The following is a 23,023-nucleotide window of genomic DNA, read 5'->3' on the forward strand; positions in this document are numbered from 1 at the left end:
GCTTGTATCTCATCGATACAAGTGGAGTACAGCAAGTTAGCAAATAATGGAAACGGAAGATGTCTAACGATTTAGCGATCTATTTAAGTAAACAATTACTTTGGCATGCATTGCTCATTGCATCACCAATAGTTCTGGTCGCGCTCATTAGTGGTTTACTGGTTTCTATCCTTCAAGTTGTTACTCAAATTCAAGATTCAACCCTAAGTTTTGTCCCTAAGGTTTTAGCGGTAGTGCTCATGTTGATGCTTTGTGGCGGATGGATGTTACATTCTTTAGTTGAATTTGCACAAACCTTGTTTCTTAATATTCCAGGGGCCATCAAATCATGACCCTATCCCTCCTTTGGTTAAGCGACCTATTTTTTATCAGCATTCGTTTGGGCACGGTATTCCTCTTTACCCCAATTCAAGCAATACGTTATTTACCTATTCATGCACGCTTACTTTTTATTTTTACCCTGAGCATGCTTTTAGCCAATTACGTTCCCTCTTCCCCATCCATTTTAAGCAATAATGCTATTCTTCTCGGCGGGCTCGCTGAATTTGCTAACGGATTAATCTTGGCTACCAGCCTTTATGCAGCCTTTGCACTCTTTCAAATAGCAGGCCAACTTATTGATAACCAAACAGGTTTTAATGCCACCGCTATTTTTAATCCCAGTGAACATTATCAAGAAGCCTTAACCAGCCATTTGTTATCTATGCTTGCTATTTTGTTCTTTTTTAGCCTGGATGGTCATCAATGGTTATTTAAAGGCTTAGCCTTTTCTTTTGCGATTATTCCGCCAGGAACCCTCACCCTGTTTTCAGGGTTTATTCCGGTTACGAAACAGTTTAGTTTTATGTTTAGTATGGCGTTTATAATTGCCAGCCCAATTATTCTTGCATTACTTGCCGTTGAGCTCTGTGGTGCATTAATTACCCGCAATATGCCGCAAGTTAGTACCTACTTTCTGACCTTGCCTATAAAAATAATTTTAGGCTTATTCCTCTTATTTATGATGATGAGCTACATCGCTCCCATTACCAACACCGTATTTGCTCAATGTTTTCAATCCTGGCAGGAACTTATGTCATGAGTGAGAAAACTGAAAAAGCGACACCCCATAAATTACGCAAGGCGAAAGAAAAAGGGCAAGTAAGCAAAAGTATGGAATTAACAACCTGCGCTGCCTTATTCGTTATGTTAGGCATGTTAAGTGCCCTGTGGCCAAAGCAATTACATGAGTTACAAAATATGTTTCGTCATTTATTGCAATTGGCAGCACATCTACAATTTAGCATTGATAACATCAATCACTTACAGCAATTTATTTTCGGCCAATTTATCAGTCTGTGGCTGCCCTTTGCTTTAGCAGGCAGCTTAGCTACGATCCTTACCAACCTGGCACAAACTGGTGTGGTGTGGTCAACTACTCCATTGATACCTGACTTCAAACGCATTAATGTAGTTCAGGGGTTTAAGAAACTATTTTCAATAAAAAGCTGTTTTGAAACAGTAAAAAGTACCCTGAAATTAAGCCTGGCATTTATTTTTTTATTCTTCACCTTAAAACATCAAATACCCAACTTATTGCAGTTAGTCTTAACGCCGATTAGCAAACAGCCTGGCATCATGATGCACTTTCTTTTAACCCTTATTTTTCAATTATTGCTGCTGCTCTCAATGCTCGCTGTACTGGATAAGTTCTATACACGTTGGAACTACGCCAAAGATCAACGGATGAGCAAACAAGAGATAAAAGATGAATACAAACAACGCGAAGGCGACCCAAAAGTCAAATCGAAAATCAAACAGTTACAACAGCAATTACGGCAAAAAACCGCTTCATTGAACCAAGTAAAAACAGCGGATGTAATCATTACTAATCCAACCCACTTAGCCATCGCTTTAAAATATGAGCGCAGCAGTATGCCCGCCCCAAAAGTAGTTTGCAAAGCGCAAGATAAGATGGTGTTACAAGTCAAAGAACTGGCAAGAAAACACGGTGTTCCCATTGTTGAACACAAGGCCTTTGCGCGCATGCTCTATCATTCTGTGGATTTAAACCACTGGATTCATAAGGAACTGTATCCCTTTGCTGCGGCAATCTTTCGCGAAATTTATGCGCGTAAGCAGGATACAAAATGAAAACCACTTTCTTTAATAACAGCAGTGAAATGCTCATGATTGCTTTTGCTACAAGCATTCTCTTTATTCTGTTTGTGCCCATCCCTGCTGCATTATTAGATTTATTACTGATTGTAAATTTTAGTTGGGCTTTAACTATTCTCTTACTGACCTTCTACACGGATAAACCTTTAAGTTTCTCTACGTTCCCAGCGTTATTATTAATCTCAACCCTGTTTCGCCTCGCCTTAAACATTTCCGCTACTCGTCTTATTTTGTCAGATGCTCATGCAGGTAAGGTCATTGATGCCATGGGACACTATGTTATTCGCGGTAATTATGTGATGGGTTTGGTGGTTTTTTTAATCTTGATCATCGTGCAATTCATTGTAGTGACCAATGGTGCTCAGCGTGTGGCCGAAGTAGCTGCCCGATTTACTCTGGACAGCATGCCAGGAAAACAAATGAGTATTGATGCCGATTTAAATATGGGTAGTATTTCTCAAGATGAGGCCAAGCTCAGACGCTCGCAAATCGAAAAAGAAGCTAATTTTTATGGCGCGATGGATGGAGCCAGTAAATTTGTGAAAGGTGATGCCATTGCTGGTATTTTAATTATTCTGGTCGATATCATCGGTGGATTTGCTATTGGTTTATTACAAAAAGGTTTTAGCCTTTCCGAATCCATTCAAACTTATACCCTACTTACAGTGGGTGATGGCTTAGTGACGCAAATTCCCGCTTTAATTATTTCCACCGCTACTGGAATTATCGTAACCCGTGCGGCTACTGATGCACATTTAGGCTCTGAGGTTGCCAAACAAATTAGCGCCTACCCTAAGAGCTTAATGCTAGTGTGCTTAAGTTTAACCTGTCTTTTATTTCTGAAAGGTATTCCCCTCATTCCTGTACTGTTTATTTTAGCCTTATTTGTATTCATTACCTTTTTAGCCATTAAGTCTAAAAAAGAGGAAATACTCACCGAAGAAGCCGAAGAAAATCTATACGATAAAATTCGCATTCATCCGATTGAAATTAGTCTGAACAAAGAGTTGTATCAAACACTATTACCTCATGAAGAACAGGTATTAAAAATCATCCAACAAATTCGTGAGCGAATCGCTTTTGATTTAGGTTTTGTGCTGCCGGATGTAAAACTAAAAGCGGATAAAAAACTCAGTTACCCTCTTTATCATATTGCCATTCAAGGCAATCATTCCGGCGTGAATCCTCTCTATTTGGATAGAGTACTCGCCATTTTTTCTAGCCGCAATAAAAAACCGGGTACCACACTAAGTACTGGATTTGAAGTGCACGACCCAAGTTATGGCTTACCTGCGTGCTGGATTGAACTAGAGAAAAAGAAAGAGGCCACCGAAGCAGGTTATACCGTATGTGAGCCACTTACCGTATTAACTACCCATCTCAATGAAATTATCTATGCGCATATTGATCAGTTATTAACGCGTGAAGAAACTGAAAAACTGTTATTACAACCTGGCATTAAAACCCTAAGTGAAGAATTAATTCCTGCTCAATTGCCCTTAAGCCATGTGCAACGTATTTTGCAAACACTCTTGCAAGAAAAGGTTTCTATTCGCCCCCTACAACAGATATTGGAATTATTATTAGAACATGCCAAACAACTCCCAGATCCCATCCAACTAACTGAGTTAGTGAGAGCAGGCCTAGCGATGCCGATTTGCCAAAAACTGCTAGGCAATCAAAATAGCTTATACGTTCTGACCTTAGAACCCTCCTTAGAGCAACAGCTCAATCAAAGTATCAGCGGGAAGAATCATTTAGCGCTGGAGCCCAAAATTACGGAAAACTTAATCAGTGCATTAGCAAATCAGGTGGAAACGATGTTAGGAGAGCGCAAACGCCCCATTTTATTGTGTTCCTCTCTACTGCGCCGCCATATAAAACAATTAACTCAGCGAGTAATTCCCCATTTAACCGTGCTGGCAATGAGTGAAATTCCAGTCACGATTCAGGTGGAATCTTTTGGGATAGTAAAATAAGGAAAAATTATGCTTGATGCGATTACCGCCACACAATTGGCCATGGATTTTGATCAATTAAAACTGCAATCGATCAGTCAAAATATTAGCAATATGAATACTCCAGGATTTAAGCGACAACTGGCAGAAACAGCCGCGTTTACTGACCATCTGCAAGCGAATATTAATCAGGCAACTCAACAGATTGAGCAAGGGCAGGTAAAAACCCAGGGCGTACTGAACCAAACGCAGAATCCCAAAGATATTGCTATTAGTGGTGATGGCTACTTCCACGTGCAAGGGGAACAAGGTGTTTTTTACACCCGCCGTGGTGATTTCCAAGTAAATAGTCACGGGGAACTCACTACCGCAACAGGTGAAACGGTTATGGGTAAAGGTGGTGTTATCAAAGTAGATAATCACGCATTCACGATTGACACCCAAGGCCGATTATTCATTGACCATCATCAAATAGATCAATTGAGCATCGTGCAGTTTAATCAACCTAATTTGCTGCGTTACACCGGTAATGGACTGTATCAAAGTGATGAATCACCTGTTCCTGCGGGAGCCAATACCCGGATTCACCAAGGATTTGTAGAGCAATCCAATGTGAAATCTATGGATGAAATGATGGATATGGTGAAAACCTCGCGTCATTTTGAAGCCAGTCAACGGGTCATGCGCACCGCAGATAATTTATTAGCAACTGCCATTAATCAGTTAGGAGAAGGAAATGTCTAACACACTCGCCATAGCCGCTAGCGGACTTAAAGCAGAGGAATATCATATTGATCGTATTGCCAATGACTTGGCAAATTTGAACACCCCCAATTATAAAGCCAGTACCGTAACCTTTGAGGATGTGCTCTACCAAAATATTAATGGTGAAGAACCGCTGTTTAATACCCAGGCCAGTGCCAAATTTGGCTTAGGAACTGCCGTCTATAAAACAGGTAAAGATTTTACCCAGGGGCCTTTAAAGATCTCCAGCAGCGATAAAGATGTTGCTATCAATGGCGAGGGCTTTTACCAAGTAATTAATTCCGACGGTAATATTGCCTATACGCGAAACTCCAGCCTACGCATCGATGAGGAGCACTATCTGGCAACGCAAGATGGATTAAGACTTGCAGATAATATTCAAATTCCCGATGACGTCGCTAAATTAACGATCAAAAACAATGGGGAAGTTGAAGTTCTCTTAACCGGTGAATCCGAAGTACAGATAATAGGTACTATCCAGTTGGCTAAATTTACCAATCCTGAAACCTTAAATCCTATAGGTTCAGGAATCTATACCGTAACGGATCAAACCAGCGAGCCACTAATCGATAACCCAGACAGTAGTGGGTTAGGAACTTTAGTTCAATATCAAAACGAAGGTTCGAATGTTGATATGGTCAGTTCGCTGATGCAACTCACCATGGCACAGCGGGTTTATCAGCTTAATGCAAAAGCAGTACAAATTGCGGATGAATTGGAAAAAATAACGAATGAAATTCGTGGTTAATTTATTACTGTTGCTGAGCATTTTTCCGATTCAGGCAGAAACGGTGCTGCGCTTTCGCACGCCCATTACTCCCGAAGCTAAAAAGCTAGGTGATCTGCTGCTTATTACTCCGGATAAACATCAGTGGGGAACAATCATGTTGGATAGCAAACCCATGCCAGGCACCAAAATCAATCAACAGCAAGTCCTCACTTGGTTGCACCATAAAGTGGGAACCTTTTCCTACCAATGGAAAGGTAAAACCAGCGCCACTATTCGTGAAAGCACACGTACTAAGGCCAAAGATTTGCTCTCTACAGCACAAAACGCCCTAGCTAAACAGCTAAAAAAGCAAGCTTATAGCCAAGTAGAACTAAATAGCAAGACGGTAGTTAAAGACAGCAGTATTGCTTTGGCTAATTTTAAAATCCAACTCCCTAAAGGCTATCCAATTGCGAAACGTGTTTGTGTTCGCCTGCGTTATCAAAATCGCTCCATTCCTATTTGGTTTGCAGTTAAAGCCTATCAGTCCGTCTTGGTCGCAAAACATCGAGTTAAGCGTGAAACCCTACTTCGTCCATCGGATGTGATCTTGAAAAAACGTAATATAGCAGGTCTCAACAGCGCCCCATTAATACAATTCCCAGCTACTGTTTGGCTTAATCAATCGATTAATAAACAACAAATTTTAACGCAGAACCTGCTTGGTAACCAACCCGAAGTAATGCAAGGACAAAAGGCAAACGTCCTTGTACAACAGCATGGAATTGCAATCACTATTGAGGCCATTGCACAAAGTAATGGCACCTTGGGACAATCCATACGCATGAAAAATCCACGTACAAATAAATACTTTTTTGCAGTCGTCACTGGAAAAAATTCAGCGGAGGTTGCAGCATGAACTCGCTATTTAAAAAACTGCTACTCTTGGGAACATTAGTATTTAGCCAAACATTATGGGCAATTAATCTTTTTGATGAGGAGGTTTACCGGCCCTTGATCGCTGACCGTAAAGCGACCTTGCCCGGCGACATACTCACCGTCATTGTGATGGAAACGTCTAATGCCCAAACCAGTGCCGATCTTTCTTCACATAAAAAGATTAAAGCCGCATTAGAGGCCGGTTATAACCGCAACAACCACAAAGTAGATTTTGGTTTAGAAGGCGAAGGAAAGGCCGCAGCCAAAACCGGACGTAATGGTAAAATAAAAGCCGCTCTTACTGTGCGTATTAAGGAAGTATTCCCCAACCAAACTTATCTGGTTGAAGGAGCACAGCGAATTACAATTAATGGCGAGAATCAAAAAATCCTGTTACGCGGTGTGGTACGGCCTGAAGACATCAGCCCACAAAATACTGTTTTATCAACACGTTTAGCCCAGGCTCAGATCGTTTATACCGGAGCAGGTTCTGTATCTAACTCTCAAGATCGTAATTACATTTATAAGATCCTGTCGTTTATAGGGGTCGTATGATGAGTGTAGGCAAAAACCTGTTACTTCTGGTAGCTTTATTTACACCACTATGCTGGCAACCAAGTTATGCGGCTGTGCGTCTGAAATCGATTGCTCGTTTATCTGGCCTACAGGAAAACCCGATTACAGGTTATGGCCTAGTTATTGGTTTGGCAGGCTCAGGGGATTCTCGACGAAATAAGGATACTACTCAGGCGATTTCAAACTTACTGCAAACTTTTGGTGTCACTCTAAGTCCCCATGAGATTAACAGCCGTAATACTGCAACCGTAATTATCACTGCCAATCTCCCCTCTTTTGCTCATCAGGGAGATAAAATTGACATCAATGTAGCCTCGCTAGGTGATGCCAAAAGCTTATTGGGTGGAACCTTACTGGTAACTCCGCTAAAAGGAGCTGACAATCAGGTTTATGCCCTAGCCCAAGGACCGATTTCAATTGGTGGATTTAAGTATGACCTTTATGGCAATGTTATCCAAAAAAATCATCCTACTACGGGTTTAATACCCGGTGGAGCCATTATTGAAAAAACCATCTATAACGATTTAATCGAAAAATCGGGGGAGATGCACCTGATTTTGAATCATCCAGACTTCACCACTGCAGACAGTATTGAATCAGCAATTAATGGTCAATTTGGCAACAACACCGCACATGCACGTTCCGCACAAGATATTGAAATCCGCCCGCCTCAGTCAGCTCGCAAGCATTTTATTCGTTTTGTAAGTCAGCTTGAGAACATAGTGATTACTCCAGATAACTTACCAACGGTCGTGGTAAATGAGCGTACGGGTGTTGTCGTGGCTGGAGCTGATGTCCGAATCGATGCGGTTACTATTTCTCATGGCAATTTACAAATTGCTATTTCTACCGATTATCAAGTATCCCAACCGACCTTAGTACAAAACATGGGAAGACAAATACGTACTGCTGTTGTACCGAACACCAATATTAATGTGAATGAACGTATGGCCAACACCGTGAAATTAAAACAAGGCGCCACGGTAGCTGATTTGATTAGCGCCTTAACTAAAGTCCAAACCTCCTCGCGTGACATCATCGCCATACTGGAAAGCTTAAAACGCGCCGGGGCATTGCACGCAGAATTGGTGATTCAATAAGGAAAAATGATGAGTACAGATTACACCATACAATTAGTTAGTCTGGCATTAGATGCTACATTAATGCGCCAGACAGCTATTGCCAATAATATTGCCAATATCAATACGGAAAATTACCAAAGCATGGAAGTTAATTTTGAACAGCAATTACAGGAAGACCATTTAAGTCCCAACACGAATGACTTATCGGAGATTGCGCCGTACTACCAGAATTGTGATCACCAATCCAGCATTGATGAACAAATGGCGTTAAATGTGCAGAACATGACCCATTACCGCGCTCTGGTTAAAGGCTTAAATCAAAAGTTAGCCATTATGAAACTCGCATTACAAGGAAATCAATAATGAATTACGCGCAAATTTATGCCATTTCCGGCCAGGGAATGAATGCGGAAAAATTACGTGTTGATGTGGTAGCCAATAACATTGCCAATCAACACTCATTACAAAATGCGGATGGCTCGGTATTCCAGGCAAGTCAGGTAATTACCTCCGCCAAAACCTTCGCCGAATTAGTAGAAAACCCTCAAGAAATGGGTATCAACTCCGTAGAGGTAGTGCCGCAAAATTTACCCCCGAATAAAGTTTATCAACCTGGGCATCCAGCTGCCGACAAACAAGGTTATGTCACCTATCCCGGAATTAGCACAATTGATGAAATGACCACACTGATACGCGCCTCTCGAGCCTATGAAGCCAATGTCAAAATGATCAATAGCGCACATAGCATGTACTTGCAGGCATTAAGCATAGGAGATGACCGATGAGAATCGATGCGCTAGATAACATTTTTTTAAAGCCTAATGTGCAAAGCCCTGAAATAGCGTCAGCTAAAGTCGCTCCCCCAGAGTCCTTTTCTTCCTGGATAAGCGACAAGATAGGCGATACCAATACTCAATTAAATAACGCAGATAAAGCTTTAAACGAGCTCGCCAGCGGCCATGCAGAAAACTTGCATCAGACCATGATTACCCTGGAACAAGCTAAGTTGTCGTTTCAGTATTTAGAGCAAATTCGTAACCGTTTGATGAGTGCGTATCAAGATTTATTAAGAGAGCAGATTTAAAGTGAATTATTTACAAACAGCAAGCCGCTGGTTCAGCAATTTGGAAGCAAAACGTAAACTCAGTTTAGTTGCATGCATCGCCGGTATTGTCATCATGACTCTTATGCTCAGCTGGTGGGTCTTATCCCCTTCCTACGCTATTTTATTTAATCATTTGGATGAGCAAGACGCGAATAAAGTTTTAAGCCAATTGGATCAGGAGAATATTTCCTATCAGCTTCGCAATGGTGGCCGAGACATTTTAATTGATAAGGATATGGTGGCGAAAACCCGCTTAAAAATCATGGGCTCGGGCATGCAGTTGGCTGGCAATGTAGGCTTTGAATTGTTTGATAAAAATGATTTTGGTATGACTGATTTTTCGCAAAAAATTAATTACCAACGTGCCTTACAAGGAGAGCTGGAGCGCACTATTTCTAGTATTGATGAAATACGTCAGGCACGAGTACATTTGCTGATTCCGGAAAGTCATTTATTTGACCGGGAAAACAATCAGACTAAAGCTTCGGTTACCTTGCATTTAAGGCAGGCTTTAACGCCGAAACAAGTGCACAGCATCCAACAGTTGGTTGCCGCAAGTGTTGCACATTTAAGTTTAGCAAATGTGGTCGTAGTGGACCAAAATGGAAATACCTTATCAGCAATCGAAGAAGATCCCTCCTCCAGCCATTTCACCGCACAAAAAGCTATAGAGCATTATCTGAATGACAAAGTCATGCAATTGCTGCAAAAAATCTTTGCCAAAGATCAAGTCATGGTGAAAATCAATGTGGCCATCAATTATGATGAGCTGCAACGAGAATTAGTGAAGCCTCAAAGCAAGGGACAAATTACCCACGAAAAACAAACCAAGCATTCTACGGTAAATAAAAAAGGGGAGCAGAAAGGTAAGCAGGATTTAACCTTGGAAAAAACCTATGAATTTGGCCGTGAAAAAGAATTATTTAAACGAGCCAATGGAACCATTGAGCGCCTTTCAGTTAGCGTGGTTTTACCACAACAGACGGATGCAAAAACCATTGCACAGGTTCAACGCCTCATAAAAAGTACAGTAGGTTTTGATGAAAAACGAGGCGATATTATCAGTGTAGAAGCCTTAATTAGCATGCCTCAAGTGTTAAAAACCACCGTCATACCAAACCCTCAAGAAATTACTACAAAACCTTTTAACGACTTAGTTTTGGAGCAGTGGAATGAAGAACGCAAATGGCAGGCTCTTGTTGGTTTCATCGTACTGACCGTATTTGGCAGTGCCACTGTATTGCTCTTAAAACGCAATCGACAAAAAAAGCGTCAACAATTGCTAATTGAGTTAACCCAATGGCTAAATCATCATGAATAATGAATTAAAAAGAATCGTGCTTAATTTAGCAAAATTAAAATCTGCCGATCAACGTTGGGTACTGAACCAATTAACTCCGACACAGCGCGAGCATTTTGTAGGCATGAAAGGACATGCACTACTTAAAGAAGCGAATAAATTTCGTCATCTTCCTTGCCCTCAGCCGATAGTTAAGGAGTTTAGTTTGCCGGAATTTTGCCAACAGCTAAGCCAACAAGACCCTCTTTATATCGCCATTATTTTGGAGCAAGGACAATTTGCTTGGGAGCCCCTGTTTTTAGAGACGTGCATGCAAAAGCAGAAAATCAACGAGCAATTAACTACCCAAGTGTTGCAGCTGAAACCAGCGGCAAAATTATACCTCTTCCAACAATGGCAAAAGCAATTAAGCTTTAGTGAACAATTGGAGGTGCCGCATGGCAACGCTCTATAAAAATGTTTTAGTCAGTGAAGAAGAAATCTATTTATACCAAGAGGCTCCTGAGCTAACTGAAGAGGTTATTGCGGAGCCCCCTACTGTAGTAGATGAGTCACGATGGGAGGAAATTCGTCAAGAAGCTTATGAGCAAGGCTATTTAGCAGGAACAACTGAAGAGCGTGCTCGGTTTGAGCAAGAAAACAACCAAAGCCAACAACAATTGAAACAAATGCTAGCTTCACTACCCCAGGCTGTCGCACAAAATCGCCTGGATTTGGCTCATGAAATTGCCGATATTGTATTGCTCATCAGCAAACAGTTTTTTATTGAAAACAGCAATAATCAACAAGCACTAAGTCAACAAATTAACCATATTCTTACGCAATTAAATGACAAACAATCAGTTGAGCTGTGTTTACATCCTCAAGAAATTGCCGCGTTGCAAAATGGCGTCATGCAATTAAGTGCACAGCATTTAAATGGTTTAAAAATAAAAACCGATGAGTCGCTTGCCTTGGGAGGTTATGTGCTTAAAACTAGTCATGGTGTTTTTGATGCCAGCATCGAAAAACAAATCGATAAACTCAAAGAAGTTTTACTGCAATTAAAGCAGCGAGGCACTCATGCATCCATGGATTAATGGACTCTTAGCCGTGGAACGCTTAGGAGAAATTGAGCAATTCATTGGCTTAAAGCTAGTTGCTAATGGACCGCCACAAACATTCATTGGCGAGGTTTGCGATATCCTGGATCAGCATCATCAACCGATTATGCAGGCTGAGGTTATCGGTTTTGAGCAAGGGAAGGTCTATCTTATGCCCTATGATTCGGCTCCTGTTTGCATGGGGTATAAAGTGCGAGCCACAGGAAGCCCATTAAGTATTACGGTGGGTGATTCCTTATTAGGCCATGCGCTTGATGCCTTTGCGAAACCAATCGATGAGCGTTTGCATATACACAACAAAGAACGGGTGTTTACCCAAAATAAAAAGATTAGTCCCTTTAATCGTTTGCCAATTAGCGAGCGTTTAAGCACGGGAATCCAAGCTATAGACGGTTTATTGCCCTTAGGGAAGGGACAACGAATTGGCATTTTTGCGGGTAGTGGTGTGGGAAAAAGTACCCTGCTTGGCAACATGGTACAAAACCTGCAAACGGATATTAATGTAATTGCATTGATTGGTGAGCGCGGCCGGGAGGTCAATGACTTTATCTGTAATCATTTGGATGCGAAGACATTAAAAAAATCAGTGCTGGTGGTTGCTTGCAGCGATGAATCCGCATTGAAACGTCGTCAGGCGGTGTATACGGCTACCTCCATTGCTGAATATTTTTGCCAGCAAGGCAAACACGTCATGTTGTTTATGGATTCGATTACCCGCTTTGCCATGGCACAACGAGAAATCGGTCTTAGTTTGGGAGAACCCCCTACCGCACGTGGCTATACCCCCAGTGTTTTTGCGTTGCTCCCTGGCATTGTTGAGCGTACAGGAAATTTTAAGAATCAAGGAAGTATTAGTGCGGTATATACGGTTTTGGTTGAAGGGGATGATTTTAATGAGCCATTAGCTGACCATATGCGCGCGCTTCTTGATGGGCATATTGTACTCACTCGTGAGTTAGCACAGCGAGGTCACTACCCGGCAATTTCAATTCTGCAAAGTGTCTCTCGGTTGGCCAAGCATTTGGTTAGTGCAGAAGAACAGCAAATCATGAGCCAGATTTTCTCCACCCTAAGTATTTATGAACAAAATAAAGATTTGATTGAATTGGGGGCTTACAAACCTGGAAATCATGCCCTCTTGGATGCCGCCGTTCAACACATGCCCACGATCAATGAGCTGCTCATTCAAGATACAAAGCTGCCTTTATCCTTTAATGAACTCATGCATCGCTTTAAAGAGATTTTATTATGAATAAATCGCTTGCAGCACTGATGACCAAATTAAACTGGCAACTTAATGAGCTTAATTTGCAATTACATGAGGTACAAAACCAATTAGAAAAAGTGCGCCAAGAAATGGAATCACTGGATAAGCAAATACAGCAAGCAGGAATTAATTCCTTGACCATTAATCCTGATTTTGAAATTAACCGGCTCAATTTTATAACGCAACGACATGAAAAAAAGGAAGAGTTGAATATGGCGCTTAAACAGCATCAAGATACCGAACGGAGTGTGCAGGAAAAAATGCAGCGTATTAAAACAGAATTAAAGATGTTAGAAAAATATTTGGAACGTGAACAGACTGAACGCCAGGAGCAACAAAAGAAAGCAGAGAATAATGCCTTGGATGAATGGGTTATTCAACGTGGTTGAGGTAGATAATAGGAATATAATGAAAATTAACGAGTCGCTACCACAATACCATGGACAGTCCAAAAAACAGACCAACCAGCAATCATCTGTTGGCTTTGAACATTGGTTAAATAACCCTGCCAAGCAAAGTAGCGGAGATGAATATTATTGGCAGCACCAAACTCAGCTACAACAGTCCGAGTTACACTTTGATGCGAAGCCATTGCAAACACTGAAAACAGAACAGCTGCTTTCTAAGCAAAATGAGCCTGTATTCTCCCCTTCTGCCCAGGTCCAGAAACCTCAACATGTTGCCTTACAAAATACATTAATCACTCCAACGGCGGATACCACTTCCCCCTATTCACCTGAAAATAAATTGATCCCACTTATGACTGAGCTAAAGCACGTATTGGAACAATCATCGTTACCAATGCAAACGAGCCAATCCACTCAGAATGCCTCAACAATCAAAGAAGCTAATAGCATCTCAAATAGCATGATGACAAGTGCCCTACAGTTTAAAAACAATCACCTGTTTATTCTGGGAGAACAAGCAGAACTAACCCTAAATCTGCACACATTAAATAAACAAGAACAGAATGAACTCGTGCAGCTCATTCAAAATTATTTAAAGAAAAAAGGCTTAGTCTTAAGCCGCTTAACTATTAATGGAGTAAACAATGACTGAACCAGTTGCGGCAGCAAGCATGGGCCAAGATGAGTACATGAAATTATTCATGCAAGAACTAACCTATCAAGACCCGTTAAAACCTATAGATAACCGTGAATTTATGGCGCAAATGGCACAATTTTCTTCCTTGCAGCAGGCAGCTGGAACTAATGATGGAGTACAGCAGTTATTAAAAATAGCCGAAGAAAATCGGGGCCTTAATCTTTTAGGTAGAAAAGTAAAAATAGAAGGGCAAGCTCTATCAGGAGAGGTTAAGTCAGTATTTTTACAGCAAAGTGGGGCAATAGAAATAATGGTTTTAGTAGGGGACGAGCATCTCAAGACAAAATTGGACCAAGTTCTTGAAGTTGAAGCTTAAGTGTCTTCTGTACAAGTTTGTCATCCAGCCCCGAATTACCGCGCTTGACTGCGGTAATTCGACATTCTTGTAGAGCAAGTACCTATAGATTAATTGAAAGACTTGAACGGGGAAGTTCCGTCAAGTGGAGAAATAAAACATAGCGTTTTAAAAGGAACAAAAATGACCAGTACTTATTATAGCAGTCTTTCAGGAATGCTCGCTGCAAGTTACGGATTGCAAAATACCTCGAATAATATAGCAAATATGCAAAGCCATGGTTTTAAACGTAGCGACGTATTCTATTCATCTCTCGGTAATGGGCATGGAGAGGAAGGAAATGGGCATGGCGTACGTGTGCAAGGTACCTCGATTAATTTTAAAGAAGGTAATCATCAGCCAAGCGGTTCTGGTTCTGATTTAGCAATGGTTGGTAATGGTTTTTTTGTAGTGAAACTAAAAAATAATGAATTAGTTTATACTCGTGATGGGCATTTCAAATTCGAAAATGGCGTTTTGATTGATTATAAAACAGGTGGACAAGTGCAGGGCTACGACTATTCTGGCAATTTGACACCAATCTATGAGCAAGGCCCTAAAATATCTGCAGGCCAAGCCACCAGAAATATTTTTATTCATGGTAAACTTATACCTCAAAAAAAACCAGAAAACCAACAATCCCCTCTGTCTAAATATGAGGATATCACCTTTGAGCTAAAAGACATTTACGATGCACAAGGAAATCCCCATACCATTACTTTGAAATTCACAGGCACTGAAAGACCCGATCAAACTGCACCACCAACAGAATGGATACTAACGGGTATCAAATACGATAACAAGGATGAGATAAACCCTCCATACACTCAAACAATAGAGTTTGATGGAACTAATGCTATTTATCAGGGATTATTAGAAGGCCATAACACCATTCAATTATCTCTAAACGGACAACCAATCTCTGTTTACCTCGGAAATCAATACAATGGAGATGATGAACATGTAGTATTAGGTACTGCCTCGACCGATCAAAAAACAGAAACCATTATTGAAATTCACAAAAATGATGGTTACCCCCAAGGCGAGCAAAATGAGCTTAGAATTAATGAAGAAGGCCTAATATCCTACTACTACACTAATGGACAAATCATTAAAGGTATCTACATAGGCATGGCCTCTTTTGATGATATGGAAAACAATTTAATCCAAACGCAAGACAATTTTTTTCGCGCAAAAACAACTCATGGAATTCATTATGGACATGCCAATACCCAAAAGTTAGAGGCTATTCAATCCGGATATTTAGAGGCCTCGAATGTTGATCCCACCATGGAGTTTGCCAATATTGTCGTTTTACAAAGAATGTTCCAAGCCTGCTCGCAGATTATGGATATAGACAAACAATTATTAGAAGAGTTGGAAACTAAATTATGAAGCCCTATCGATTAATTAATGCGGTAGAACTGCAGCAATTAAACCAACAATTTAAACACAAATTGGATGCATGGAATGGGGAGTACTGCCGTACTCCTCTTGGCTTGCATCTGGCGATGACACCCAAAAACTACCGGGTAGAACAGGCCTATATGCTCCAGGAGCATCAGGATGAACTTGCTTGCATCGAAGGTGATTATTTAAGTGTGCTCACCCAGGCAATATTTGCTAGTGAACAATCCGTTTTTCATGCCGCAAGCAAAGAGCTTTTCCTAAAACTACTCAATAAGTTTTTCCACCGAGAAGACAGCATGCTGCTGCCCTATCAGGGAGAAAATCCAGAGTGGTTTTATGCTGGCTCCACCAGTGTGCTGCTTACCTTCGCCTGCGGGCAAAATAATTTCACCCTGATTACGAACCCTGATTGGGTTTATCAACAGCTGCCTGCATCACCAAGAAAAGCTACCGCTTTGAGTTCTCTTGAGGAAGCATTAGCCGAACAAACCATTCATTTATCACTGGAACTTAGCTCCAGTAATTTATCGATCAAAAGTCTTGCTAGTTTGCAAGTCGGTGACGTACTAAGCACCAAGCATCCTATTACTGAGCCATTAAGAATACTCCGTGGAACAGCGCTATTCGCTGAGGCTGAATTAGGCCAATCAGCATCTCATAAATCAATTATTTTAAAGAGGAAATCATGAGTATTACCGTAAAAAAAGTAAGCCTAAAAGAACATGCCCCCCAAACTGAAGGTCAATTTCTTAATCAAAACTATTTAGGTTTGGTTGGCGATATTGAAGTGCAATGCACTGTGCGTATTGGTACCTTAAATTTAAGTATTGCTGAATTAAAAGATCTGAAATCAGGTCAGGAATTACTGCTTGCTCAAAAAACCGATGAGCCGGTTGAAATTATCTTAAATGACCGTGTAATTGCTCGTGGCGAGTTGATGAGCCATGATGACCATTTTGCAGTACAGATTACGGAAATTAATGCATGAGAAACAGAGTAATGCCTGAGTTTAAAACTGAAAAACAGTCGCTCCTTGCAGTCTATGTGCCGCGGCTTGTCCGAGGTATCCAGAAACGTAGCGCTCATACTAGAGAAGCCGCAGCACGTAAAGAGGGATATTTAGCACTGTTATGCTTACTCATTTCTCCAGCACTTCACGCCCAAAGCACCCTGACATTTAAACAAGATCCAATCAATAACATCCATTGGCTTCCTTATTTAGTTGTTTTGTTAATCCTACTCATGGTGCTCTTCCTCTTGGCAAAGCGCTCAAAAGGTTTAGTAAAAAACCCAATCCAAGGCAAAATCATTGAGAAAATCCCCGTGCATCATAAAATGCAAGTTTACATTCTTGACTACCAAGGACAACGATTTTTAATTGCCGACAATCAAAATGCCCTAGCTATTCATCCCGTTCAGGAGGTCAAACCTTCATCATGATGTTTCTGCGTATTATTTTTTGTTTTATCTTGTTTTGCCCGTTAACGGTACTGGCTGCTGGAACGAATATAGGTCCAATCCATTTAGATCAGGACAATATTTCTCCGGCACTGCAAGCATTCGCGCTGCTTACGGTTTTAAGTTTAGCGCCTAGTATTTTAATTATGCTGTCTTCGTTTACGCGCATTGTGGTTGTGCTTTCCATGTTGCGAAATGCGCTAGGATTGCAACAGACGCCCCCGAATACTGTGATCATCAGTTTGTCGCTATTTCTGACTTTATTTACCATGATGCCGGTAGCTAAAGCCATTTATACTGAAGCGTATCAACCCTATGAAGCACATCAAATTACCACCGAAACTGCGCTTGATAATGCCGTCAAACCCCTAAAAAAATTCATGCTGCGACAAACGCGAGAAAAGGACATGAACGTTATTTTGCAATTAGCAAAGGAACCTTTGCCCTCCTCTGCAGAAGAAATTAAATTCTATCAATTGATTCCTGCCTTTATCTTAAGCGAATTACAAACCGCCTTTCAAATTGGATTTATGATTTTTTTACCCTTCTTATTGGTTGACCTCATTGTTTCAGGAATTCTCATGACCGTTGGCATGATGATGATGCCTCCCATGAGTATTTCATTACCGATTAAAATATTGTTGTTCGTTTTAATTGATGGTTGGGATTTGGTTGTTCAGGCTTTGGTGGGGAGTTTTCAAATTTAGCGCCCTTACCCTATTAAGATAAATAGGAAAGGATGTTATTTTGCAAAATATGGTTTTAAGTATTGACTCAAAGTAACTAATTAAAATTTAATTTTTACAGGATACTATTATGAAATTATCAAATAAAATGTTAATAATGGCTGGATTTTTATTATTCTCCAGCCATATCATGGCTGAGTCATGGAACTCCTATTTCCCTCCTAACAAACAAATAAAAGCTAAAGTCATGGAGTTAACCGCATCTGCAGAAGCAAATAAAATTGTACAAAAATTACAAAAAGGAATAGCTGAGCATCAGGAATGGTTCCAATCTTATATAAAAGATCGCAAGCCCGGTGAAACGTTACCCTATCACAGCAATCTGGGAATTACTGAAAATGAGTATAAAATATTTCTAGATAATATAAACCATATGAGAATAAAACAAACTGGTACCGTTGATGTTTCATTTCAACAAGAAAAGGATGGTTCCTTCAAAATTAAAACAGAACAAAAATCACCCATTAATGGCCTAATTATCGGACAAAAAGCAGTCACCACTCCATTTGGTAAAGCAACAACATACTCCATAATTAATAACTCAAGCAAAGATGCACCTACAGGTCCATGGAAAGGAGTGCAATGGAGTTTTACTGACTTTGATGAGCAACAAATGGACACAAAAAGCTTTAGTGAAATGAAAGGGACGGATGTAAAACTTGCTGTAGGTAAATTATCCAATACTGGTGAAGGAATTCTTTACTATAATGTCAATGATATTGACATGCCTAAGAATAAAAAAATACAAATTACTTATGTTATTTTTTATCCTTTAAATAGCTAAATTTTAGCAAATCGCACGTAAATCACGGCTTCAAAGACCGGGATTTACGCGATTAAATTCAGTCATACATCTAGACTCAAACGAAAACTTAGGTATTCGCGTTTTTAGTAAGACAAACACGTACCGTCTTCATCTTCCTCCGGGTACTCATACTCATCGGTATACCCTGTAGTAAAATGGACGGCAGTCGCTACAGAACGAGTAATTAACGATGCAATGCTATGAGGAAAACTCAAGACACCTAAAGCAGCGGCAACAATAGCTGTCACTAATGCATTCCCAATAAATTGCAAGGTAGTACTTACCAAATCAAATGCTTCATTGGCAAGAGTCGGGTCGTCATAGAGCGATGCGCCAGCGGCAACTAATAAACAACCTATACCAAACGTCGCAGCCAAGGCTGCAGATAATACTGAAAACACGGCAACAGTGCCTCCAGCGAAAGGATAAACGACTGGTGCAATGAACTCGCCAACTGCATGACTCACCTTTTTATAGGGAGTAAAAAAACCAGGCCGCTCACTGTACGTATCGAGAGCTCTCCTCGCAATCTCTTCCATGCTTCCTGCATCGTTTGAAAATATATAATTCACTTCGCGTTGGCCATATAACCCAAACATACCGTTCCCCAGTATAATGTCTAAAAAATAATCATTATACGTTTTTGAAAAATATTGTGTCAAATAGAAAAACAGTATTCATCAACGCTTAACGTATCACCGCATGTACTTCTTGAACGCTACCTGACTCTGGCGTGCTCTCACCTTGGGAATTGGGAGCTGTTAACATTGAAAAAAGGGTGTAGCCTGAGCGCGTAAGAAAAGAAAAAGGCGTATGAAATAAGCTAAAGGCAAGTAAAAGGCTACTTATGGCAAATGCCGTTAATCCCAAGCCCGCAATGTGAAATGCAGTCGCTGCATTATCAATCGACTCATCGCAAAACTCATAACTACCGCATAGTGCAGCTCCCGTTGCCGCTAGTGAAGCACCTACCCCTAGAACGGCCCCAAAAATAACGCAGGCTACAGAAAATCCAGAAAAAACACTCAATGCCGCAGGATAAACAATATTGGCTAGCAAACTACCCGAAAACTCATAGCCATTTTTATATGATGTAAAAAAACCGGGTCGTGCATTATACGTTTCCATAAATCTTCGGGCAGGACCTTGCAAAAACCAATCATCATTTTTATCTTTGGCAAAATTAATTACATTCCATACATCTTCCCATGCAACCATCCCAAGCATAAAAACACCCTCCCTGAGTAGTATTTATACATCATCATAATGTGGGAAATAATTAGCTGTCAAATCCACTTAGCTGCAAATAACCTTACGAATTTATTAATTATTTCTTTAATTAAAGATATAGCATATTTTGAAGCAAGGAGCTGGTACCGTTTTAATGCAAACATAGTTTGTACTATCCCCGCCCCCAACATTATAGGTTTGCCTTTTTTATAAGTTAGGCTTATAGTTCCCCAGTTTTTAACAACCTCACATGACAAGGAACCTTACATATGAGTAATCAACAAGTCCAAGAACAATTAAATCGTCATCTTTCTTATTTAGAACAAGATAAAAATAACCTGACTTTACTAGTAAAAATCAGCGATCTTTACATAGAACTCGATGACTTAGATACGGCTCAAGACTATCTTAATCAAGCAAATGATATCGACCGTATTGCCTGCCTTGGTCATCAAGGATTACTCCATTTAAACCGCGGCCAATTTTCTCAGGCTCAAGAAAGTTTTATTGAGGCCTTAACGTATGATGACACCCCAGCCCTTCGTTATAACCTGGGCTTTACCCATTTTATTAATTCCGACTTAGAAAATGCAGCAACAGTGCTATCCCCAATTATTGAAGGGGAACATCACCCAGAAGCAAAACGATTAATGGCGCGGATACACCATGGCCAAGGTGAGTTAGACCAAGCTTTAGATTTAGCAAAGGACGTATTAATTCATGATGCCGAGGATGCTGACGCTTTGGGCCTTCTCGCACTATTACATTTTGATCGCGATGAAAATGAGCAAGCAATTCAAGCTGCGAACCAAACACTTGAGCTCAATCCAGATAATTATGATGCAAAACTGGTTCATTCTATGTTGGGTCTAACTACTCAAGAAACAACAGTAGAGGATATTGAAAAACTATTGCAAATAAACCCAGGTGATTGTCGTCTTTGGTTTGCCTTAGGCAGTGCCCATATGAACCAAGGTGATTTTAAACGTGCAGATTATAGCTTACAAAAAGCTATAGAAATTTATCCTGAATTTTATGATTGTCGTATTGCTTTAGGTTGGTGCTCATTACTGCAAGATCAACTGGATGATGCATTCAATACCTACCAAAGTGCAACCCATCAGGTTGCTGAATTAGCTGATGGCTGGGGTGGTCTGGCGCTGGTTGCCGCATTGAAAGAAAATATTCCGCACGCTGAAGAATTAATTCAAAAAGCAAAAACACTAAGCTCTGATTGTTTCCTTGCGGAGATTGCAGAGATTATTTGTTTTAATTTGACTGATCCGATGAGAGCTAAAGAACATTTGGTTAATACCTTGAAAAAGACAGGGGTTCCAGTGAGTAAGAAATTGGCGGCGGTTATTGAGGAGTTACAGGGGCCAGTCCAGTTGCATTAGGATTGTATGGATATCTTGTAAGTTGGGCTGATGGCCCAACCTACTTTCAAGCTGTCTTCTGCCCACAATTTTTATTCACAACACAAATACCCTGCACTTTTATTTTAACCGGCTTAACTACCCAACCACCGCCTAAAGATTTAATCAACCCCACAGCAGCACTCATTTGCAAACCATCAACATTATTAGCGGATTGCTCAGCAGAAAACGCGGTAATTTGCGCGGTTAATACGTTCGAATAAGGTACTGTTCCAGCTTTATACTGATTCACCACTAATTTAAGTGCCAAACGTGCATGAGCAGCAGCACGATCTTGGAATACACTTTGCTCCCGTAAAATACGCAAAGCAATCAGATTGTCTTCCACATCCTGGAATGCTGTTAATACTACTTGCCGATAAGATGCGACCTGAGCCAGATACGCCTGTTTTGCAGCACGTACGGTAGCCGCTCGTAAACCACCATCAAAAATGGTTTCTGCCACTTGTAAGCCCAGCGACCAACCAAGATTAGGTTTATGAATTAATCGGTGGAAACTATTTGCCGAAGCACTCCCAGTACCAGTTAAGGTCAAAGTCGGGAAGTAAGCAGCTACAGCGACCCCAATGAGCGCGCTTGTTTGCTGAATCAAGCGTTCTGCTTGCGCAATATCTGGCCGACGTTCTAACCATACAGAAGGAACCGTTAAAGGAATTGTCGGTGCTTTGGCGGTTAAAGGCATGTGTTTCAACGATAAAAATGCGGGAGGACGACCAATTAATACCGCAATAGCATGTTCATATTGGCCACGCAAAATGCCATTATTCAATGCAGCAGCCTGTGCGCTTTCCAATTGGCTTTCTGCCTGTACCACATCGGCTTGTGACACCACTCCCGAGCGATATTGATTCTTTGTAAATCGCAAAATGCCTTTATAAGACTTAACTGTATCGTCTAAGAAGCGTTGGTTTTTATCTAAGGTACGTAATTCAAAATAATATTGTGCTAAAGAACCTTGGGCGGATAATCGCGTTACGCCAATTAATGCGGCATTAGACTCCGCCACAGAGCGGTCTGCTTCGATAGTACGGCGTACCAAGCCCCAAATATCGGGTTCCCATGTTGCATTGAGAATTCCCGTGTAGTTGGTGATGGTAGTTGCGGTGTTCCCAGTTCCCGTTGCTGCGGTACCTACAGAAGTTGTTCCGCCTGATGAGCTAATGAATGCAGTTGAACCTCCTCCCTGGCGTTGTCTAAAAATATTAAACGCACCAGTTATCGATGGAAAAAGGCTCGCGCGGGCTTCATTAACAATTTCTAAAGATTGACGATAATTCGCCTCAGCATTCACAATATTCTGGTTATAGTGATTAAGCTGTTCTTCCAAATCATTAAGTACTGGATCATTAAATAGTTTCCACCACTCCCCCCGATCCATATCATCTTGCGGCTCGATAGGCTTCCAGTTTTTACGTACAGGACCTGCAACCATTTTTCCCTTGGCCTCTTTAAACTCATGCGGGCCAACAACTTTGGGACGCACATAATTAGGTCCCACCATACAGGATGCGAGTAGAGTTACGATTAGAGTCACTGCCG

Annotated in this window: 29 protein-coding genes; 26 read left to right on the top strand and 3 right to left on the bottom strand. The window is 40.9% G+C overall.

Going from position 1 to position 23,023, the window contains the following annotated elements; translation table 11 throughout:
- The first annotated feature begins 59 nt into the window (after positions 1 to 59).
- The 25 genes from fliQ to J2N86_RS10380 all read left to right on the top strand — a co-directional run bounded on the left by fliQ (position 60) and on the right by J2N86_RS10380 (position 18,797).
- Positions 60 to 332 (top strand): flagellar biosynthesis protein FliQ, encoded by a 273-nt coding sequence (gene fliQ, locus J2N86_RS10260; protein WP_252579311.1) that lies wholly within the window; start codon positions 60 to 62, stop codon positions 330 to 332.
- Complete coding sequence (locus tag J2N86_RS10265) at positions 329 to 1,081, top strand: flagellar biosynthetic protein FliR (RefSeq protein ID WP_252579312.1); 753 nt, start codon at positions 329 to 331, stop codon at positions 1,079 to 1,081. The genes fliQ and J2N86_RS10265 overlap by 4 nt, the downstream gene beginning before the upstream one ends.
- Positions 1,078 to 2,133, top strand: coding sequence for an EscU/YscU/HrcU family type III secretion system export apparatus switch protein (locus tag J2N86_RS10270; protein ID WP_252579314.1), 1,056 nt, complete (start codon positions 1,078 to 1,080; stop codon positions 2,131 to 2,133). Before J2N86_RS10265 ends, J2N86_RS10270 begins: the two co-directional genes overlap by 4 nt.
- A complete protein-coding gene (locus J2N86_RS10275) occupies positions 2,130 to 4,136 on the top strand; it encodes a flagellar biosynthesis protein FlhA (protein WP_252579316.1) in 2,007 nt (668 codons plus the stop codon). The genes J2N86_RS10270 and J2N86_RS10275 overlap by 4 nt, the downstream gene beginning before the upstream one ends.
- 9 nt (positions 4,137 to 4,145) lie before the next feature.
- Positions 4,146 to 4,859: a flagellar hook-basal body protein gene (locus J2N86_RS10280; RefSeq protein ID WP_252579317.1), complete on the top strand. Its 714-nt coding sequence runs from the start codon at positions 4,146 to 4,148 to the stop codon at positions 4,857 to 4,859.
- Entirely contained in the window at positions 4,852 to 5,628 is a 777-nt protein-coding gene (locus tag J2N86_RS10285; RefSeq protein WP_252579319.1) for a flagellar hook-basal body protein, read from the top strand. Before J2N86_RS10280 ends, J2N86_RS10285 begins: the two co-directional genes overlap by 8 nt.
- Positions 5,612 to 6,508, top strand: a complete 897-nt coding sequence (gene flgA, locus J2N86_RS10290; RefSeq protein ID WP_252579320.1) for a flagellar basal body P-ring formation chaperone FlgA — start codon at positions 5,612 to 5,614, stop codon at positions 6,506 to 6,508. The genes J2N86_RS10285 and flgA overlap by 17 nt, the downstream gene beginning before the upstream one ends.
- Entirely contained in the window at positions 6,505 to 7,083 is a 579-nt protein-coding gene (locus J2N86_RS10295; RefSeq protein ID WP_252579321.1) for a flagellar basal body L-ring protein FlgH, read from the top strand. The genes flgA and J2N86_RS10295 overlap by 4 nt, the downstream gene beginning before the upstream one ends.
- Positions 7,080 to 8,204 (top strand): flagellar basal body P-ring protein FlgI, encoded by a 1,125-nt coding sequence (locus J2N86_RS10300; protein ID WP_252579322.1) that lies wholly within the window; start codon positions 7,080 to 7,082, stop codon positions 8,202 to 8,204. The genes J2N86_RS10295 and J2N86_RS10300 overlap by 4 nt, the downstream gene beginning before the upstream one ends.
- Positions 8,205 to 8,210: 6 nt before the next feature.
- Positions 8,211 to 8,549 (top strand): flagellar basal body protein, encoded by a 339-nt coding sequence (locus J2N86_RS10305; protein ID WP_252579323.1) that lies wholly within the window; start codon positions 8,211 to 8,213, stop codon positions 8,547 to 8,549.
- The gene (gene flgC, locus J2N86_RS10310) at positions 8,549 to 8,971 is read left to right on the top strand and encodes a flagellar basal body rod protein FlgC (protein ID WP_252579325.1); all 423 of its coding nucleotides are present in this window, start codon (positions 8,549 to 8,551) and stop codon (positions 8,969 to 8,971) included. The genes J2N86_RS10305 and flgC overlap by 1 nt, the downstream gene beginning before the upstream one ends.
- Positions 8,968 to 9,270, top strand: coding sequence for a flagellar hook-basal body complex protein FliE (fliE, locus tag J2N86_RS10315; protein WP_252579326.1), 303 nt, complete (start codon positions 8,968 to 8,970; stop codon positions 9,268 to 9,270). The genes flgC and fliE overlap by 4 nt, the downstream gene beginning before the upstream one ends.
- Before the next feature lies 1 nt (position 9,271).
- Positions 9,272 to 10,612 carry a flagellar basal-body MS-ring/collar protein FliF gene (gene fliF / locus J2N86_RS10320; RefSeq protein ID WP_252579328.1) on the top strand — a complete coding sequence of 447 codons (1,341 nt, stop codon included), beginning with the start codon at positions 9,272 to 9,274 and terminating at the stop codon, positions 10,610 to 10,612.
- On the top strand, positions 10,605 to 11,045 hold the full coding sequence (locus J2N86_RS10325; protein WP_252579329.1) for a hypothetical protein: 441 nt from the start codon (positions 10,605 to 10,607) through the stop codon (positions 11,043 to 11,045). The genes fliF and J2N86_RS10325 overlap by 8 nt, the downstream gene beginning before the upstream one ends.
- Complete coding sequence (locus J2N86_RS10330; protein WP_252579331.1) at positions 11,029 to 11,670, top strand: FliH/SctL family protein; 642 nt, start codon at positions 11,029 to 11,031, stop codon at positions 11,668 to 11,670. The genes J2N86_RS10325 and J2N86_RS10330 overlap by 17 nt, the downstream gene beginning before the upstream one ends.
- Positions 11,654 to 12,946 (top strand): FliI/YscN family ATPase, encoded by a 1,293-nt coding sequence (locus J2N86_RS10335; RefSeq protein WP_252579332.1) that lies wholly within the window; start codon positions 11,654 to 11,656, stop codon positions 12,944 to 12,946. The genes J2N86_RS10330 and J2N86_RS10335 overlap by 17 nt, the downstream gene beginning before the upstream one ends.
- Positions 12,943 to 13,350: a flagellar FliJ family protein gene (locus J2N86_RS10340; protein ID WP_252579334.1), complete on the top strand. Its 408-nt coding sequence runs from the start codon at positions 12,943 to 12,945 to the stop codon at positions 13,348 to 13,350. The genes J2N86_RS10335 and J2N86_RS10340 overlap by 4 nt, the downstream gene beginning before the upstream one ends.
- Positions 13,351 to 13,369: 19 nt before the next feature.
- Positions 13,370 to 14,020 carry a hypothetical protein gene (locus J2N86_RS10345; protein WP_252579335.1) on the top strand — a complete coding sequence of 217 codons (651 nt, stop codon included), beginning with the start codon at positions 13,370 to 13,372 and terminating at the stop codon, positions 14,018 to 14,020.
- A complete protein-coding gene (locus J2N86_RS10350; RefSeq protein WP_252579336.1) occupies positions 14,013 to 14,381 on the top strand; it encodes a flagellar hook capping FlgD N-terminal domain-containing protein in 369 nt (122 codons plus the stop codon). The genes J2N86_RS10345 and J2N86_RS10350 overlap by 8 nt, the downstream gene beginning before the upstream one ends.
- 162 nt (positions 14,382 to 14,543) lie before the next feature.
- Positions 14,544 to 15,794 carry a flagellar hook-basal body complex protein gene (locus J2N86_RS10355; RefSeq protein WP_252579337.1) on the top strand — a complete coding sequence of 417 codons (1,251 nt, stop codon included), beginning with the start codon at positions 14,544 to 14,546 and terminating at the stop codon, positions 15,792 to 15,794.
- Positions 15,791 to 16,498, top strand: coding sequence for a FliM/FliN family flagellar motor C-terminal domain-containing protein (locus J2N86_RS10360; RefSeq protein ID WP_252579339.1), 708 nt, complete (start codon positions 15,791 to 15,793; stop codon positions 16,496 to 16,498). The genes J2N86_RS10355 and J2N86_RS10360 overlap by 4 nt, the downstream gene beginning before the upstream one ends.
- A complete protein-coding gene (locus J2N86_RS10365; RefSeq protein WP_252579341.1) occupies positions 16,495 to 16,797 on the top strand; it encodes a FliM/FliN family flagellar motor switch protein in 303 nt (100 codons plus the stop codon). Before J2N86_RS10360 ends, J2N86_RS10365 begins: the two co-directional genes overlap by 4 nt.
- Positions 16,794 to 17,249, top strand: a complete 456-nt coding sequence (locus J2N86_RS10370) for a hypothetical protein (RefSeq protein ID WP_252579342.1) — start codon at positions 16,794 to 16,796, stop codon at positions 17,247 to 17,249. Before J2N86_RS10365 ends, J2N86_RS10370 begins: the two co-directional genes overlap by 4 nt.
- Entirely contained in the window at positions 17,246 to 17,974 is a 729-nt protein-coding gene (gene fliP / locus J2N86_RS10375; RefSeq protein ID WP_252579343.1) for a flagellar type III secretion system pore protein FliP, read from the top strand. The genes J2N86_RS10370 and fliP overlap by 4 nt, the downstream gene beginning before the upstream one ends.
- 109 nt (positions 17,975 to 18,083) lie before the next feature.
- Positions 18,084 to 18,797, top strand: coding sequence for a hypothetical protein (locus tag J2N86_RS10380; RefSeq protein ID WP_252579345.1), 714 nt, complete (start codon positions 18,084 to 18,086; stop codon positions 18,795 to 18,797).
- Positions 18,798 to 18,901: 104 nt separating this feature from the next.
- Here the strand turns inward: J2N86_RS10380 and J2N86_RS10385 are convergent, their stop codons facing one another.
- Entirely contained in the window at positions 18,902 to 19,417 is a 516-nt protein-coding gene (locus J2N86_RS10385; protein WP_252579347.1) for a hypothetical protein, read from the bottom strand.
- Positions 19,418 to 19,505: 88 nt separating this feature from the next.
- On the bottom strand, positions 19,506 to 20,045 hold the full coding sequence (locus J2N86_RS10390; protein ID WP_252579348.1) for a hypothetical protein: 540 nt from the start codon (positions 20,043 to 20,045) through the stop codon (positions 19,506 to 19,508).
- Between the two features lie 272 nt (positions 20,046 to 20,317).
- Between J2N86_RS10390 and J2N86_RS10395 the strand changes: the two genes are divergently transcribed.
- Positions 20,318 to 21,445: a tetratricopeptide repeat protein gene (locus J2N86_RS10395; RefSeq protein WP_252579350.1), complete on the top strand. Its 1,128-nt coding sequence runs from the start codon at positions 20,318 to 20,320 to the stop codon at positions 21,443 to 21,445.
- A gap of 46 nt (positions 21,446 to 21,491) precedes the next feature.
- Here the strand turns inward: J2N86_RS10395 and J2N86_RS10400 are convergent, their stop codons facing one another.
- Positions 21,492 to 23,018: an efflux transporter outer membrane subunit gene (locus J2N86_RS10400; protein ID WP_252579352.1), complete on the bottom strand. Its 1,527-nt coding sequence runs from the start codon at positions 23,016 to 23,018 to the stop codon at positions 21,492 to 21,494.
- Positions 23,019 to 23,023: the final 5 nt, after the last annotated feature.

Source organism: Legionella lytica (assembly GCF_023921225.1).
Taxonomy (GTDB): domain Bacteria; phylum Pseudomonadota; class Gammaproteobacteria; order Legionellales; family Legionellaceae; genus Legionella; species Legionella lytica.